We start from the raw sequence: 16,721 nt of genomic DNA on the forward strand, positions 1-16,721 counted from the left end.
GGACCTTGTTTCAGGGCTTGATACACAACCATGGACACGACAGCCCAACACGGCGCGGCAATGGAGAGGCCCTTGGCCTCCACCCCACGCCTGACGCTGTCCGCCATCTCGAAGAGCTTTCCCGGCGTGCGCGCGCTGCACAATGTCAGCCTGTCGCTCTACCCCGGCCAGGTGACCGCATTGATCGGCGAGAACGGCGCCGGCAAGTCGACGCTGGTCAAGATCATGACAGGCATCTACCAACCGGATGCCGGCACGATCAGCATCGACGGCCAGGCCGTCACCCTGCCCAGCGCGCATGCCGCCTTCGGCCATGGGGTCACCGCCATCCATCAGGAAACGGTGCTGTTCGATGATTTGACGGTCGCTGAAAATATCTTTCTTGGCCATGCGCCACGCTCGCGCTTCGGCACCATCGACTGGCGCACGATGCGCAAGAATGCGCGCGAAGTGCTGGACACCATGCATGCCGGCCATATCGATGCCGACGCACGGCTGAAGGACCTCGGCATTGCCAACAAGCACCTCGTCGCGGTGGCGCGCGCCATGTCGATCGACGCGCGGATCGTCATCATGGACGAGCCGACCGCCGCCCTTTCGATGAAGGAGATCGAGGAGCTTTTCCTGTTGATCGAATTCCTCAAGAGCGAGGGCAAAGCGATCCTGTTCATCAGTCACAAGTTCGACGAGATCTATCGTATCGCCGATCGCTACACGGTGTTCCGCGACGGCGAAATGGTCGGCGAAGGGCTGATCAAGGATGCCGGCCAGAGCCAGATCGTGCGCATGATGGTCGGCCGCTCGGTCGATCATATCTTTCCGCAGCGCAAGGCCGAGATCGGCGCGCCGGTGCTCTCGGTCGCCGGCCTGTCGCACCCGACCGAATTCAGGGATATCGGCTTCGAACTGCACAAGGGTGAGATCCTGGGCTTCTACGGCCTTGTCGGCGCCGGGCGCAGCGAGGTGATGCAGGCAATATCGGGCATCACCCGCGCCTCAGGCGGCACGATCACGTTGGACGGCAAGGTAATCGCGCCGAAATCAGCAGCGGATTCGATCGAAGCCGGCATCGTCTATGTGCCGGAGGAACGCGGCAAGCAAGGCGTGGTGATCGGCCTGCCGATCTTCCAGAACGTGTCGCTGCCCTCACTCAAGCGCACTTCCAAGTCAGGCCTGCTGCGGCTGTCGGAAGAGTTCGCGCTCGCCCGCTCCTACACCGAGCGGCTTGACCTCAGGGCCTCCTCGCTCAGCCAGGATGTCGGCACGCTGTCGGGCGGCAACCAGCAGAAGATCGTCATCGCCAAATGGCTGGCGACCGCGCCCAAGGTGATCATCCTGGACGAACCGACCAAGGGCATCGACATCGGCTCCAAGGCCGCCGTGCACGGCTTCATGGCCGAACTCGTGGCGCAGGGCCTGTCGGTGATCATGGTGTCGTCGGAATTGCCGGAGATTCTCGGCATGTCCGACCGCGTCGTCGTGATGCGCGAGGGGCTTGTCGCGGCCGTCTACGACAACAAGGGACTCGACGCCGAAACGCTGGTTCGGACAGCAGCGGGAATCGCGGCATGAAGGCTCTCCTGAAATACCGCGAGATCTGGCTGGCCGCTGCCATCGTCGTGCTGATCGCGCTGATCTCGACCCGCTTCCCCGCCTTTGCCGATCCAGGCAATCTGCGCCAGGTATTCAACGACACCTCGATCCTGATGATCCTGGCGCTTGGGCAGATGGTGGTCATCCTGACGCGATCGATCGACCTGTCGATGGCCTCCAACCTTTGCTTCACCGGCATGATGGTGGCGATGCTGAATGCCGCGCACCCGGCGATCCCTATCCCGGTGCTGATCGTCACCGCGCTCGCCGTCGGGTTGGTGCTCGGGGCCATAAACGGCCTTCTGGTGTGGCGGCTGAACATCCCTTCGATCGTGGTGACATTGGGCACGCTGACCATCTATCGCGGCGCCACCTTCGTGCTGTCTGGCGGCGCCTGGGTCAATGCCGACAAGATGAGCCCTGAATTCATCGGCTTCCAGCGCGCAGCCTTCCTCGGCATCCCGGTGCTGTCCTGGATCGCCATACTGGTCATCGCGCTGTTCTTCATCCTGATGACACGCACGGCGCTCGGCCGCTCGATCTACGCCATCGGCGTCAACCCGACGGCATCGGTCTATACCGGCATCGACGTCGGCCGGACGAAATTCATCGTCTTCTGCATCTCCGGCATGATCGGCGGCCTTGCCGGCTACCTCTGGATCTCACGCTACGTGATCGCCTCGGTCGAAGTCGCCAACGGCTATGAACTCAACATCATCGCCGCCTGTGTCATCGGCGGCATCTCGATCGCCGGCGGCATCGGCTCGGTCGGCGGCGCGGTGCTGGGGGCGCTGTTCCTCGGCATCATTTCCAATGCGCTGCCGGTCATCAACATCTCGCCCTTCTGGCAGATGGCGATTTCGGGCAGCGCCATCATCCTGGCCGTCGTGCTCAACGCTCGCGGCGAACGCCAGCAGGGCCGCATCATCCTGAGAAAGGTGGAGGCGGCATGACCGACATCCCCGCCCCGCGCCATATTCCCGACCGGCTCGACAAGCCGCTGTCTTCAGCGATCTTTTCCTGGGAGGCGCTGCTGGTGGTGGTGGCCGTCGCCATCTTCGCCATCAACAGCTTCGCCTCGCCCTATTTCCTCGACCCCTATTCGCTGTCGGACCTGACCTTCAACTTCACAGAGAAGGGCCTGATCGCCTTCGCCATGGCGCTGCTGATCATTTCGGGCGAGATCGATCTGTCGGTGGCCGCTATCATCGCGCTCGCCTCGACCATGATGGGCATGGCGGTGCAGGCAGGTGCCGGAACCCCGGCGCTGGTGGCGATCGGCATCGTCGTCGGCCTCGGCTGCGGTGCCTTCAACGGACTGCTGGTGACACGGCTCGGTCTGCCCTCCATCGTCGTCACCATCGGCACGATGAGCCTGTTTCGCGGCATCGCCTTCATCATCCTCGGCGACCAGGCCTACAAGGGCTACCCCGAAAGCTTCGCCTTCTTCGGCCAGGGCTATGTCTGGTGGGTCGTGTCGTTCGAACTGGTGCTCTTCCTGATCGCGGCCGTCGTCTACTGGTTCCTCCTGCACCGCACCAGCTTCGGCCGCCGTGTCTTCGCCATCGGCAACAATCCGGTCGCGGCTCAGTTTTCCGGCGTGCGCGTCGGCCGCATCAAATTCATCCTGTTCTGCCTGACCGGACTGATGTCGGGCATCGCCTCGGTGCTGATCACTTCGCGGCTTGGTTCGACAAGGCCGTCGATCGCGCAAGGCTATGAGCTGGAAGTCATCACCATGGTGGTGCTCGGCGGCGTCAGCATTCTGGGCGGCGCCGGCAGCATTGTCGGCGTGGTGCTCGCGGCCTTCATCATGGGGCTTGTGACCTTCGGCCTCGGCCTGCTCAACGTTCCCGGTATCGTCATGTCGATCTTCATCGGCCTGCTGCTGATCATCGTCATCGCGCTGCCGATCGTCTGGCGGCGGCTGCGCGGGGGACGCTGATGCCGCAGAAATACGCGTTCAAGATGCAGCTCAAGCCCGGCATGAAGGCCGAGTACAGGAAGCGTCACGACGAGATCTGGCCGGCGCTGATCGCGCTCTTGAAGCAGGCCGGCGTCTCCGATTACTCGATACATCTCGACGAGGAGACCAACACCCTGTTCGGCGTGCTGTGGCGGCGCGACGACCACAGCATGGACGAATTGCCCAAGCATCCGGTGATGCAGCGCTGGTGGGCTGACATGGCCGACATCATGGAAACCAGGCCTGACAACGAGCCGGTGGTGGTGCCGCTGGAAACCGTGTTCCATATGGAATGAGTGCGATGCGCCACATCGCCGTGATCGACATCGGCAAGACCAACGCCAAGGTGGCGCTGGTGGACCTCACAACGTTGAGCGAGGTCGCGCTGCGCCGGATGGCCAATGCGCCGGTGCGGCAGGCGCCCTACCCGCACCATGATGTCGAAGCGCTGTGGACATTCATCCTCAACAGCCTGGCCAGCCTCAACCGCGAACAGCGCATCGACGCCATTTCGATCACCACCCACGGTGCGACCGGCGCGTTGGTCGATGCCTTGGGTGAATTGGTGCTGCCGGTACTCGACTATGAATTCGATGGTCCCGACGCGCTGGCGGCGGACTATGACGCGATCCGCCCGCCCTTCGCCGAGACCGGCACGCCGCGCCTGCCGCTCGGCCTCAATCTCGGTGCGCAGTTCTTCTGGCAGCAGAAACGCTTTCCGGCCGATTTTGCGCGGGCCGCGGCGATGCTGATGTATCCGCAATACTGGGCCTTGCGCCTCACCGGCGTTACCGCAAACGAGGTTACCTCGCTGGGCTGCCACACGGATCTCTGGGACCCATGGAAGGTGGATTTCTCGTCATTGGTCGACCGCATGGACTGGCGCGGCCTGATGGCGCCGGTGCGACCGGCGAGAGACCGTCTCGGCCCGATCCTGCCCGCGCTCGCGGCGCAAACCGGGCTTGATCCGCAAACCCCGGTGTTCTGCGGCCTGCACGATTCCAACGCCTCACTGTTGCCGCATCTCTTGTCGGATGCGCCACCCTTCTCGGTCGTCTCGACCGGGACCTGGGTGGTGTCGATGGCGGTCGGCGGGAGGCCGGTCAAGCTCGACCCGGCGCGCGATACGCTGGTCAATGTCAATGCACTCGGCAATCCCGTGCCGTCGGCTCGTTTCATGGGCGGGCGCGAATTCTCGCTGCTGACGGACGGCAAGTCGCAGGATTACAGCGGCGGCGACGTGCTGGCGGTCCTGACCAACAAGATGCTGCTTTTGCCGTCGACGCAGCAAGGTTCGGGACCGTTTCCGCACCTTGCGGCGGCATGGCTCAATGCCGACGGCATGAACAATGCCGAGCGTTTTGCCACCATCTCGTTCTATCTTGCGCTGATGACGGCGACCTGTCTCGAGCTGATCGGCGCCGACGGTCCGACCACCGTGGAAGGACCCTTTGCCCGCAACCGGCTGTTTGTCCACATGCTGGCGGCGGCCACCGCCCGCAGCGTCGTCGCCTCGGAAGCCGCGACCGGCACCAGCATTGGCGCCGCATTGCTGGCATCGGATCAGGCCGCCACGCACGGCAACGGCGAAAGGCTGGAACCACCGACCGACCCGGCCTGGGCGGACTATGTCAGCGCATGGCGCGCGGCGGTCGCGGCACAGGGCTGATTACAGGATCCGCTTGCCGAAGGCCGACATGATGAAATTGACGGTATCGGTGCCGATCCTGGGCTCCAGATCCTTGGTCAGGCTAGAGACATCCATCGACAGCAGGCCGCCGGACAGCGCGATCGCCTCCATCGCCTGATGCGTTTCGCGCACTGTCAGCCCGCCGGAGCCAGCAGCCCAGCCGGCGAATTCGGTCGCTGTCGGCGAATAGCTGACATGAAAGCCTTGCGTGCCCGACGTGGCGATGCGGATCGCTTCATGCATCAGGTCGCGCATGCCCATGGCGTCGATGTCGGTCATGGTGAAGGCCGACACCCGCGAATCCTTCAGCACCCGCGCCTCGGCCGGATCGGCATGGCGCAAGCCGACGATAACGACATTTTCCGGCGACAGCTGCGGCTGCAGCGCGCCGGCCTTGTGGTCGAGCCCGAGCGCACGCGCCAGCACCGAGGCCTCCGGCAGATCGATGCCCTCTTCGTCCTCGGGCATCAGGGCGGCGATGGAATCGATCCAGATCAGGCCGAAGGAGTGCGTCGCGCGCGCCGTCACGGTCAGCGCCTTGTGGACGACGCGACGGTCGGCGCCCGCGGTGAGACGGATCAGCCCCGAGGGGGGTCGCTCGACATCGGCCAGTTCGACGACGTCGAAATTCATCGCCTCCAGCCGCCCGCCCGTCCCCTCGCGGACGAGGATGCCGGCGGCTTCCGTTTCAGCCGAGATCGACACCATCTTGCGGCCGGAAAAGTCCGCGACGTCGTGCATCGGCGCCTTCTCGACATATTCCGAAGTCATCGCCAGCAGCATGGCGCCATAACTCATGCGGAAGGCGACGCGGTCGCCGACGGCGGGTGGCGGATCGGCATCCTGGACGTCGAGCAGCAGATGGTCGCTGGAGGCGCCGAGCACCCTTATCCCCTTGGCGATCGGCGTCAGCCCTTCGACCAGCACGTCCTCGCGGCCGATATTGGCGATGGCGCGCAGCCTGTCGCCTTCGTCGGGAAAGACCGGCTGGTTGCCGAAGGCGTCGTAGCCGGACTCGCCGATCGGCCGCGACGGCTTGAGCTTGACCTCGATGATGTCGCTGGTCAGCCGGCAGGCATCGGGTTCGAGTTCGGCCCATGGCATCTCGCGAAAAGTCTCGACGCCGCCTTGCAGGATAGCCTCGCCGACCCTGAGATTGTTGATGCCGGCGGGCAGCCTGCCCTCGAGCAGCAGCGTCAGCGACGACGAGGCACCGCCTGAGATCCAGTCGAGACTTTTGCCGGACAGGCGCTCGGTCTTGTAGGCGTGAGCGACGAGCTGGCCAAGATTCTCCGGCGTCGGCATGATGGCGCCGAAGCAGCCAAGATTGGTGCCGATGCCGGCTATGCGAACCCCTTTGAATTCGAGGATCTTCTCGACGGTGGGTATCAGGTCGCTCGGCCAGATGCCTTCACGGAGATCGCCGAGATCGATCATGAGCATGATGTCGTGGACGCGGCCCATGCGCTCGGCAATGCGCGAAATCTCGCGAATGGTGGCGAGTTCCGATTGCAGACTGATGTCGACGGTGCGCACCACCTCCTCGACGCGCGCCATGGGTGGGCTGCGCAGCAGCATGATCGGCGCGTTGATGCCGCTGTCGCGCAGCCGGCGGATGTTCTCGAAACGCGATTCGGCAATGCCGGCGACGCCGCCGCGCAGCATGGCGCGCGCCACTTGCGGCATGCCGCACATGCCCTTGGTGACGCCGAACACCTTGATGCCCGACAGCGCGCAGCGCTCGACGATGGTGCGGGCGTTGCGCTCGATCCGGCCAAGGTCGATGGCGACTTGCGGTCCCGACATGCCTAGCCTCCGTAGACCAGCCCCTGCGGGTCGATCTCCGGCTTGCGGCCGGCGACAAGGTCGGCCAGGAATTTCCCGGAGCCGCAGGCCATCGTCCAGCCGACATGGCCGTGGCCGGTGTCGAGATAGAGATTCTCATAGCGCGCCTGGCCAATGACCGGCACGGAGTTCGGCATCATTGGCCGCAGGCCAGCCCACAACTCCGCTTTCTTCTCGTCGAAGGCGCCGGGAAAGAGATCCCTGGCGGTCCTGAACATGGTGGCAAAGTCGCTTGGCTTGTGGGTGCGGTCGAAGCCTGTGAATTCGGCGGTCGAGGCCAACCGCAAGCGATTGCCAAGGCGCGAATAGGCCATCAGCTGGTCCTCATCGGCGCCACCCATGGTCGGGCCCTTGCTTTCGTCTTCCAGCGGAATGGTCGCGGTGTAACCCTTCACCGGATAGACCGGCAGGTCGATGCCGTACCGGCGGCCGAGCAGGCCGCTTTCCGGACCCATCGAGATAACCACCGCATCGCCTGAGACGGTGCCGGCGGAGGTCATCACCGCGCGCACCCGGCCGCCCTCGATGTCGAGGCCTTCGACCGTCGTGCCGTAGAGAAATCTCACGCCGAGCTTTTCGGCGGCATGGGCAGCGAGCTTCTCCACGAACTGCCGGGAATCGCCGGTCTGGTCGATCGGCGAGTAGACGCCGCCGGCGATCTTTTCCTTCACGCCGGCAAGGCCCGGTTCAAGCTCGACCAGCCGGTCGCGGCCGACGATCTCGATCGGCAGGCCATGCTCGGCCAGGTATCGGTAATTGTCGGTGCCGGTGTCGAGACTGTGCTGTGAGCGGAAGAAATAGAGGATACCCTTCTTGCGCTCGTCATAGTGGATGCCGGTGTCGGCCGAGATGGCGTTGATGCACTCACGCGAATAGAGCGCCAGGCGTAGCTTGACCTGGCTGTTGGCGCGCAGGCGGGCCACGGTACACTGGCGCAGGAAACGCAGGCTCCAGGCAAGGAAATAAGGATCGAAGCGCAGCCGCACCTTGATGCCGAGATCATGGTTGTAGAGCCCGCGCAGGAAGGTCTTCAGCGCCGCTGGCGAGGCCCAGGCGGTGGCGTCGCCCGGCGAAACCAGCCCGGCATTCGACTGGCTGGTGCCACGCGCCGGCGCCGGATGGCGCTCTATCACGGTGACCTCATGACCGTCGGCGGCCAGATAATAGGCCGCCGCCGTGCCGACGACGCCAGCTCCAAGCACCGTTATCTTCATGCCATCCCCCAAAAGCTCGCAGCGGCACGGCGCTTCCACGCCGTGTCGCGAATGCTTCCATAGCGTGTCACCGCGCGCGTTGCGAGCCCTCGGGGAACCTGGCTCAGCCGCGTGCGGAGTTCTTGCTGGTCAGGATGCGTTCCCAGGCGAGCGCGTCGGCGACGATCTGGTCGAGGTCATCGCGTTGCGGGGCCCAGCCGAGTTCCGCTCGCGCGAGGTCCGAATTGGCGACCACGGCCGCCGCATCGCCGGGACGCCGATCGCCCATCCTCACCTCGAAATCATGGCCGAAGGCGCGCCGCACGCTGTCGATCACCTCGAGCACGGAATAGCCATGGCTGTAGCCGCAATTGGCGACGAGGCTCGTGCCTCCCTCGCGCAACCGCTGCAAGGCAAGGCGATGCGCGGCGGCCAGGTCGCTGACATGGATGTAATCGCGCATGCAGGTGCCGTCCGGCGTCGGGTAGTCGGTGCCGAACACCTGCATGAAGGGACGCTTGCCAAGCGCGGTCTCGCAGGCAACCTTGATAAGGTGCGTGGCGCCTGGCGTCGACTGGCCCGTGCGGCCCTTCGGGTCGGCGCCGGCGACGTTGAAGTAGCGAAGCGCCGTGTAGCGGATGTCGTGCGCAAGGCCCGCGTCGCGCAGCATCCATTCGCTCATCAATTTGGAGAGGCCGTAGGGCGATTCGGGCGCCAGGCGGGCGTCCTCGCGCACCGGCTCAAGCCCGGCGCCTCCATAAACGGCGGCGGTCGAGGAAAAGATGAAATTGGGTACACCCTCGCGCACCGCGGTTTCGATCAGCGTGCGCGTCTTTGAGGTGTTGTTATCATAATAGGCAAGCGGGTCGGCGACCGATTCCGGAACCACGATGGAGCCGGCGAAATGGATAATGGCGTCGACCTGATTGTCCCGGATGATCGATCCGACCAATTCCTTGTCGGCGACATCGCCGACGACGAGCTTTGCCTCCGGCGCAACCGCCCATTCGAAGCCGGTCGAAAGCCGGTCGAGAACGACCACGCTGTCGCCGGCATCCAGCAATTCCCAGACCATGTGGCTACCGATATAGCCGGCGCCACCTGTCACCAAAACCGTCATCCGCATCCTCGCATCTCAAGATTTATCGGAAACTGTCTCAAACACCGCCTTACTGGAAAGCCCTCCGCATGGCCATTAGAACCCTTGGTAACCGGCGTTCACTTGATGTGGCATCGTGTGGAAACAAAAGTGATCCACAGAGCGTGTCCTGGACTGGGAATAGGCCACGATCCGCCAGCGTTAGGAACAGGTACGGGGCGTGGCATTTTGACCAAAACGGCCTGGTGGACGACCCATAGGGCAATGATTATGATCCCGCGCAAAATTGGGAAGCCGACATGAACTACCAGCGGTTCTTCGAAGAAGCGATCGACCAGCTCCATGCGGAGCGTCGCTATCGCGTCTTCGCCGATCTCGAGCGTATCGCGGGCAAGTTTCCGCGCGCCATCTGGCGCTCCAACGGCCGCGCCGAGGAAATCACCGTCTGGTGCTCCAACGACTATCTCGGCATGGGCCAGCACGCGGATGTCATCGCCGCCTTCCAGAACGCGGCCGGCAAGATGGGTTCGGGAGCCGGCGGCACCCGCAACATCTCCGGTACCTCCAACCCGCTGGTCGAACTCGAGCAGGAACTCGCCGACCTGCACGGCAAGGAGGCCGCGCTGGTCTTTACCTCCGGCTTCGTCTCCAACGAAGCTTCGATCTCGACCATTGCCCGGCTTTTGCCCAACTGCCTGATCATCTCGGACGAGTTGAACCACGCCTCGATGATCGAGGGCGTGCGGCGCTCGGGCGCGGAAAAGAAGATCTTCCGCCACAATGACGTCGCGCATCTGGAAAGCCTGCTGCAGGCGGCGGGGCGCGAGCGGGCCAAGCTGATCGTCTTCGAAAGCGTCTATTCGATGGACGGCGACATCGCGCCGATCCGGGAGATCGTCGAACTCGCCGAGCGCTACAACGCCATGACCTATATCGACGAGGTCCATGCCGTGGGCATGTACGGACCGCGCGGCGGCGGCATCACCGAGCGCGAAGGCCTTGCCGACCGCATCGACATCATCCAGGGCACGCTGGCCAAGGCGTTCGGCACGCTGGGCGGCTACATCACCGGCACCAGCGCGGTGATCGACGCGGTTCGCTCCTATGCGCCGGGTTTCATCTTCACCACGGCGCTGCCGCCGGCGATCGCCGCCGCCACCACCGCCTCCATCCGCCATCTCAAGCGTTCGCAGGCCGAGCGCGACGCGCAGCAGCAGCAGGCGAGCCGAACCAAACACATCCTGGCGGCCGCCGGCCTGCCGGTGATGGAATCGGCGACCCATATCGTGCCGGTGCTGGTTGGCGATCCGGAGCTTTGCAAGATGGCGAGCGACCGGCTGCTTGGCGTCCACGGCATCTACATCCAGCCGATCAACTACCCGACCGTGCCGCGCGGCACCGAGCGGCTGCGCATCACGCCGACACCGTTCCATTCCGATGCGCTGATCGCCGAACTGCAGGATGCGCTGGTCGAGACCTGGGATGCGCTCGGCATTCCCTATGCCAGTTCCGGCCAACCTTCGGTCGCCAAGACCGACCGCATCATTCCGCTCCTGGTCCCCAAGTCGGGCGGCTGATCCCGGGCGGCTAAAGCCGCCTTCGGTTCAAACGCTCTTCATCCACTTCGCCAGCCGGTGCGCCGCTTCCTCGATCTGATCGAGGCGGCGGTGGAAGCACAGTCTGAGGAAGGCCTCGCCGCCAGGACCAAAGGCCGTGCCCGGCGCCAGGCCGACATTGGCCTTGTCGACGATCTCGAAAGCGGCCGCGCGCGAATCGGTGATGCCGTCGACGGCGAAGAACAGATAGAAAGCGCCCTGCGGCACGGTGAACCGGGCCCGGCCGGTGGCTCCGAGAATGCCGCAGATCAGGTCGCGTGCCTTCCTCGCCCGCTCCACCTGCTCGGCGACGAAGCCATCGCCCTCGTCGAGCGCGGCGATCGCACCGCGCTGCATGAATTGGGCAACACCCGAGTTCGAATACTGGATCAGGTTCTCGAACACCTGCTGCAGGCTCGGATGCGTCTTGATCCAACCGACACGCCAGCCGGTCATGGCCCAGTTCTTGGAAAAGGAGTTGACGAACAGGATGCGGTCCTCCGCCGTCGCGATGTCGAGGAAGGACGGCGCACGGCCATGGCCATAGTGGAACAGCGAATAGATCTCGTCGGCGATGATCCAGAGGTTCTTCGCCCGCGCAAGATCGAGAATCGCCTGCAAGGTCTCGCGATCGGCGGTCCAGCCGGTTGGGTTGGAGGGCGTGTTGATGAACAGCGCCCTGGTGCGCGGCGTGATCGCCGCCGCTATCTTCTCGACGTCGCAGGACCAGCCATTGCCGGAGTTATCGAGCGTGACCGGCACCGGAACGGCTCCCGATATCGCCGCTGCGGCATCGAAATTCGGCCAGGCCGGCGACAGATAGATAACCTCGTCGCCGGCTCCGGCCAGCGCGTCGAGCGCCAGCTGGATGGCATGCATGCCGGAGCCGGTGACGATGAACTGCTCCTCGGGGAACGTCCTGGCGAAATGCCTGGCATAATAGCGGGCGAGCGCCTGCCTGAGGTCAGGAATACCTTTCTGCCAGGTGTAGAAGGTCTCACCATTGGACAATCCCCGAGCAGCGGCGTCGGAAATGAAGGCCGGCGTCGGCAGGTCGCCCTCACCCGCCCAAAGCGGGATCAACCCCTCGCGCAGGCGGCCGTAGTTGACGACGGCAACAATGCCGCTTTCAGGTGCCGCGCGGGCTTCGGCGCGCAAGCTGTCGATCAAGGTCATGGCGGGTCTGTTCCGGTCTCAAGCGTTGGTCAGCGCTCCTTACCAGATGCGAAAACAGAAAACCCCGGCCGCGAGCGACCGGGGTTTTGGTCCAGCAATGGCAGGCCGAGTTATTTCCTGGCGAGCAGATCGCGGATCTCGGTCAGCAGGGCGACATCGGCGGGGGGCGGCGCGGCGGCTGGCGCGGGCTTCTCGGCCTCAAGCCGACGGCGCAGATTGTTCACCGCCTTGACCATCAGGAAGATGATAAAGGCGAGGATGATGAAGTTCAGCACCACGGTGATGAAACTGCCATATGCAAAAACAGCACCTTGCTTTTTGGCGTCCGCAAGCGAGGTGGCGTTGACGGCCGAGGAAAGGCCGAAGAAATAGTTGTTGAAGTCCAGACCACCGAAAATCGCGCCGACGATCGGCATGATGATGTCGTTGACCAGCGAAGTGACGATCGTGCTGAAAGCGCCGCCGATGATGACACCGACGGCCAAGTCCATCACGTTACCCTTGGAAATGAATTCCTGGAATTCTTTCAGCATTTCGACCCTCCTTGTCATGACCGGTCGCGCTGCCGTTCCGTCCTTCGGCATCGACCGTGGGCACAATAACAAAAACCTGAAGTTGCAACATGGGTAAAAGGGAGAAAGCAACCGCTTTCTCCTTCCCTCACGTCAACCTCCGGAAGTCGCGCCCTTCATGCGCCCAAAGCCGCGATGGACTTGGGGCCCAAGCTGTGATTGCGTTCGGACAAGCCGGATAAAAAAGGCGGCGAAGGAGGAAATTCCAGGCGTGCAGGGCTTGTTCATCGTCATCATCGCGATCGCCTATGTGACGCTGCTGTTCGCCATCGCCAGCCTGGGCGATCGTCGCTCGGCCATTTCAGGGCCGGGCCGGGCAAGGCCGCTCATCTACGCGCTCAGCCTGGCGATCTACTGCACCTCGTGGACCTTTTTCGGCTCCGTCGGCCTCTCGTCCGAACGCGGCCTCGAATTCCTCGGCATCTACACCGGTCCGGTGCTGGTGTTCGTGTTCGGCTTTCCCCTGCTCAACCGCATCGTACGGCTGGCCAAGACCGAGAAGATCACTTCGATCGCGGACTTCCTCGGCGCGCGCTACGGCAAGAGCTTCACCGTCGCGGCGATCGCCACGCTGATCGCCACCATCGGCGCGGTACCCTATATCGCGCTTCAATTGAAGGCGATTTCCGGCTCGGTCAGCCTGATGGTCGAGCACTATACGGGATCGCCACCCTCCTTCGATCCGTTCGTCAGCGACATCTCGCTGGTCGTGGCGATGCTTCTGGCGCTGTTTGCCGTGCTGTTCGGCACCCGCCACGCCGACGCCACCGAACATCAGGACGGGCTGGTGCTGGCGGTGGCGGTCGAAACCGTGGTCAAGCTCGCCGCCTTCCTGGCGATCGGCCTGATGGTCACCTTCCTGATCTTCGGCGGCCCGGGCGACATGTTCGCCAAGCTGGCGCAAAACGGGCAGGTGCGGCAGGCGATGGGCTACAACACCTCGCTTGCCACCTGGCTGGTGCTGACGGGCCTCAGCGGCTGTGCCATCATCATGCTGCCGCGGCAATTCTACGTCACCATCGTCGAGAACCGCGGCGAGGCCGAGCTGCGCACAGCGACCTGGGTGTTTCCGCTCTATCTCGTGGCGATCAACCTATTCGTGCTGCCGATCGCGTTTGCCGGCCTGTCGCTGGTCGGCACCGGCACCAGCAGCGATCTCTACGTGCTGTCGCTGCCGCTGTTCAGCGGCCACGACCTGCTGGCCATGGCGGCCTTCATCGGTGGGTTGTCCGCGGCAACGGCCATGGTGATCGTCGAAAGCGTGGCGCTGTCGATCATGATCTCCAATGACCTCGTCATTCCGCTGTTCGTGCGCCGCCTGCTCAAGACCTCGACCTTGGAGACCGAAGACTGGTCGACGCTCATCCTCAACGTGCGGCGCGGAGCGATCTTCATCCTTCTGTTCATCGCCTTCCTCTACTATCGCGAGAGCACCAACAGCGCGCGGCTGTCGTCGATCGGCCTGATGTCGTTCGCGGCCATCGCGCAATTCGCGCCGGCGCTGATCGGCGGGCTGATCTGGCGCGGCGCCAACGGCAGGGGTGCCGCGCTCGGCATGGTCGCCGGCATCCTTGTCTGGAGCTATACGCTGCTCTTGCCCTCGCTTGTCGCTCCCGACACCGACATCGTCGTGCATGGGCTGTTCGGCTTCGAGGCGCTGCGCCCGCAAGCCCTGTTCGGTACGGTGGCCGAGCCGCTGAACCACGGCGTGTTGTGGAGCCTGTCGATCAACGCGGTGTTCTTCGTGCTCGGCTCGCTGTCGCGCGCGTCGGTGCCGCTGGAGCGCATCCAGGCATCGATCTTCGTGCCGCGCGACGCCGGCCCGATGCCGAGCCTGCGCCGCTTCCGCACCGCCATCACCGTCAATGACCTCAAGGACACGATCGGCCGCTATCTCGGCGTCGAGCGCACCGAGCGCTCTTTCCAGTCGTTCGAGAGGACCAACGGCACCTCGCTGCACGGCAAGGAGCAGGCGAGCATGGACGTCATCCGCTTCTCCGAGCAGCTTTTGGCCAGCGCCGTCGGCTCCTCCTCGGCGCGGCTGATCCTGTCGCTGCTGTTCAGGCGGCATGACCGCGAGTCCCGGGATGCTTTCCGCCTGCTCGACGACGCCACCGAGGCGCTGCAGCACAACCGCGACCTGCTGCAGATCGCGCTCGACCAGATGGAGCAAGGCATCACTGTCTTCGACAAGGACTTTCGCCTGATCTGCTGGAACCGCCAGTACCGGGCGCTGTTCGATCTGCCTGACGAAATGGGCCAGGTCGGCGTCTCGCTCGACCAGATCTTGCGCCACCTCGCCGAGCGAGGCGACATCCCCGCCGACCAGCGCGTGATGACGCTCAACCGTCTGACCAGTTTCGTCAGCCCCTGGCAGATGGAGCTGAAGACCAGCGGCCGCATTCTCGAACTGCGCTCCAACCCGATGCCGGACGGCGGTATCGTCGCCACCTATGCCGACATTTCCGGCCGCGTCGAGCAGGATCTGGCGCTGAAGCGCGCCAATGAATCGCTGGAGCAGCGCGTCAAGACCCGCACCATCGAGCTGACCCGGGTCAACGAGGAACTGGCGCAGGCGCAAATGCTGGCCGAGGAGGCCAATCTGGGCAAGACGCGCTTCCTCGCCGCCGCCGGCCATGACATCCTGCAGCCGTTGAACGCTGCCCGGCTCTATTGCTCCTCGCTGATCGAGAAAGCCGGCAAGGGTCCGGCCGGCAAGGCTGCGGTCAACATCGAATCCTCGCTGGAATCGGTCGAGACGATCCTCGGCGCCGTGCTCGACATCTCCCGTCTCGATGCCGGCGCGATGAAGCCGGACGATACCGCCTTCAACCTCGACGGATTGCTGCGACAGATCGGCAATGATTTTCGACCGATGGCCGCGGAAAAGAAGCTCGGCCTGACGATCATGCCGTCTTCGCTGACGGTGGTGACCGACCGCAATCTGTTGCGCCGCCTGATCCAGAACCTTGTCTCCAATGCCATCAAATATACGCGCCAGGGCCGCATCCTGGTCGGCGTGCGGCGACGCGGCGAACTGGCGGAAATCCAGGTGATCGACACCGGTATCGGCATTGCCGGCGACAAGCTGAACACGGTCTTCCATGAGTTCACCCGGCTGGACGAAGGCGCGCGCGAGGCCGAAGGCCTCGGTCTCGGCCTCTCCATCGTCGACCGCATCGCCCGGGTGCTGCGCCTGGAAATCCGTATTTTCTCCAATCCGGGCAAGGGCACGCGTTTCTCGGTCATACTGCCGGTGGCGGCTGTGGCGGCGCCGCGGCGCGAGATCGAGAAAGCACCAGCCCATGCCGCTTCCTCGCTTGCTGGGCTGACAGTACTTTGCATCGACAATGACGCGCGCATCCTCGACGGCATGCGTCTTCTGCTCGAAGGCTGGGGGTGCACCGTCGACACCGCTTCCGGATCAGGAGAGCTCCCGCGGCCTGGCGCGCGCAGGCCCGACATCGTGCTTGCCGACTATCATCTCGACGGCGTCACCGGGCTCGACGTGATCAGGACCCTGCGCGCGACCTGCGGCCAGGATCTTGCGTGTATACTGGTGACCGCCGACCGTTCCAACGAGGTGCGCGCGGCGGCCAGCGAACTCGACGTTCCGATGATCAACAAGCCGCTGAAACCGGCGGTGCTGCGCTCGATGATGGCCAGGGTCAGGCCGATGGCGTCGGCCGAGTAAGATCAGGTCTTACTCATACGCACCGCCTGGTAAGCACTATGCCAGGGCCTTCGAGATATCGTTCGCGGTCTGGATTGCCAGCGGAGCAAGACCTTTCGCCGCGGCAGGCGGGGCCGACGCCACCGCCTCGATGTCGCCGCGTCTTGGCAGGGCGAGCTATCTCGGCGAGCGGGCAGTCGGCGCGCCGGACGGCAGCGCCGCGGCCGTTGCGATCTGGATGCGCGCGATCGCACAGGCGATAGCCAAGCAAGGGTGACAGACAAGGCTGAACAATAACCTGGAGCGCATCGCCTGAATC

The 16,721-nt window shown here is 64.1% G+C and carries 12 protein-coding genes and 1 pseudogene; 8 read left to right on the plus strand and 5 right to left on the minus strand.

Translation table 11 applies throughout. The features are described from left to right. The first annotated feature begins 30 nt into the window (after window positions 1–30). The 5 genes from EB815_RS32930 to EB815_RS32950 are packed head-to-tail and all read left to right on the plus strand — an operon-like array spanning window position 31 to window position 5,228. Window positions 31–1,572: a sugar ABC transporter ATP-binding protein gene (locus EB815_RS32930; RefSeq protein ID WP_056565865.1), complete on the plus strand. Its 1,542-nt coding sequence runs from the start codon at window positions 31–33 to the stop codon at window positions 1,570–1,572. Beyond that, on the plus strand, window positions 1,569–2,546 hold the full coding sequence (locus EB815_RS32935; RefSeq protein ID WP_065005695.1) for an ABC transporter permease: 978 nt from the start codon (window positions 1,569–1,571) through the stop codon (window positions 2,544–2,546). Before EB815_RS32930 ends, EB815_RS32935 begins: the two co-directional genes overlap by 4 nt. After that, complete coding sequence (locus tag EB815_RS32940; RefSeq protein ID WP_056565857.1) at window positions 2,543–3,538, plus strand: ABC transporter permease; 996 nt, start codon at window positions 2,543–2,545, stop codon at window positions 3,536–3,538. Before EB815_RS32935 ends, EB815_RS32940 begins: the two co-directional genes overlap by 4 nt. Further along, window positions 3,538–3,855 carry an L-rhamnose mutarotase gene (rhaM, locus tag EB815_RS32945; protein ID WP_065005694.1) on the plus strand — a complete coding sequence of 106 codons (318 nt, stop codon included), beginning with the start codon at window positions 3,538–3,540 and terminating at the stop codon, window positions 3,853–3,855. Before EB815_RS32940 ends, rhaM begins: the two co-directional genes overlap by 1 nt. Beyond that, a complete protein-coding gene (locus tag EB815_RS32950) occupies window positions 3,852–5,228 on the plus strand; it encodes an FGGY-family carbohydrate kinase (protein ID WP_065005693.1) in 1,377 nt (458 codons plus the stop codon). Before rhaM ends, EB815_RS32950 begins: the two co-directional genes overlap by 4 nt. On the opposite strand, the gene EB815_RS32955 is transcribed toward EB815_RS32950, so the two are convergent. The 3 genes from EB815_RS32955 to galE form a co-directional block, all read right to left on the minus strand. Beyond that, a complete protein-coding gene (locus EB815_RS32955; RefSeq protein ID WP_065005692.1) occupies window positions 5,229–7,055 on the minus strand; it encodes an alanine racemase in 1,827 nt (608 codons plus the stop codon). 2 nt (window positions 7,056–7,057) lie between these two features. Beyond that, window positions 7,058–8,308 (minus strand): D-amino acid dehydrogenase, encoded by a 1,251-nt coding sequence (locus EB815_RS32960; protein ID WP_056565844.1) that lies wholly within the window; start codon window positions 8,306–8,308, stop codon window positions 7,058–7,060. A gap of 103 nt (window positions 8,309–8,411) precedes the next feature. Further along, entirely contained in the window at window positions 8,412–9,407 is a 996-nt protein-coding gene (gene galE / locus EB815_RS32965) for a UDP-glucose 4-epimerase GalE (protein WP_056565840.1), read from the minus strand. Between the two features lie 278 nt (window positions 9,408–9,685). On the opposite strand from galE, the gene hemA reads away from it, so the two are divergent. Then, window positions 9,686–10,963, plus strand: a complete 1,278-nt coding sequence (gene hemA / locus EB815_RS32970; RefSeq protein ID WP_171883338.1) for a 5-aminolevulinate synthase — start codon at window positions 9,686–9,688, stop codon at window positions 10,961–10,963. A gap of 27 nt (window positions 10,964–10,990) precedes the next feature. Here hemA and EB815_RS32975 read toward each other — a convergent pair whose 3' ends face one another. After that, a complete protein-coding gene (locus EB815_RS32975) occupies window positions 10,991–12,157 on the minus strand; it encodes a pyridoxal phosphate-dependent aminotransferase (protein ID WP_056570249.1) in 1,167 nt (388 codons plus the stop codon). A gap of 110 nt (window positions 12,158–12,267) precedes the next feature. Beyond that, complete coding sequence (gene mscL, locus EB815_RS32980; RefSeq protein WP_056570493.1) at window positions 12,268–12,690, minus strand: large conductance mechanosensitive channel protein MscL; 423 nt, start codon at window positions 12,688–12,690, stop codon at window positions 12,268–12,270. Between the two features lie 250 nt (window positions 12,691–12,940). Here mscL and EB815_RS32985 point away from each other — a divergent pair, with 250 nt between their 5' ends. Further along, on the plus strand, window positions 12,941–16,423 hold the full coding sequence (locus EB815_RS32985; protein WP_056570248.1) for a PAS domain-containing hybrid sensor histidine kinase/response regulator: 3,483 nt from the start codon (window positions 12,941–12,943) through the stop codon (window positions 16,421–16,423). Between the two features lie 97 nt (window positions 16,424–16,520). After that, window positions 16,521–16,679: pseudogene (locus EB815_RS33905) on the plus strand (DAK2 domain-containing protein); the annotation flags it as partial. Window positions 16,680–16,721: the final 42 nt, after the last annotated feature.

Origin of the sequence: Mesorhizobium loti, assembly GCF_013170705.1 — a bacterium.
GTDB classification, from domain to species: Bacteria; Pseudomonadota; Alphaproteobacteria; order Rhizobiales; family Rhizobiaceae; genus Mesorhizobium; species Mesorhizobium loti_D.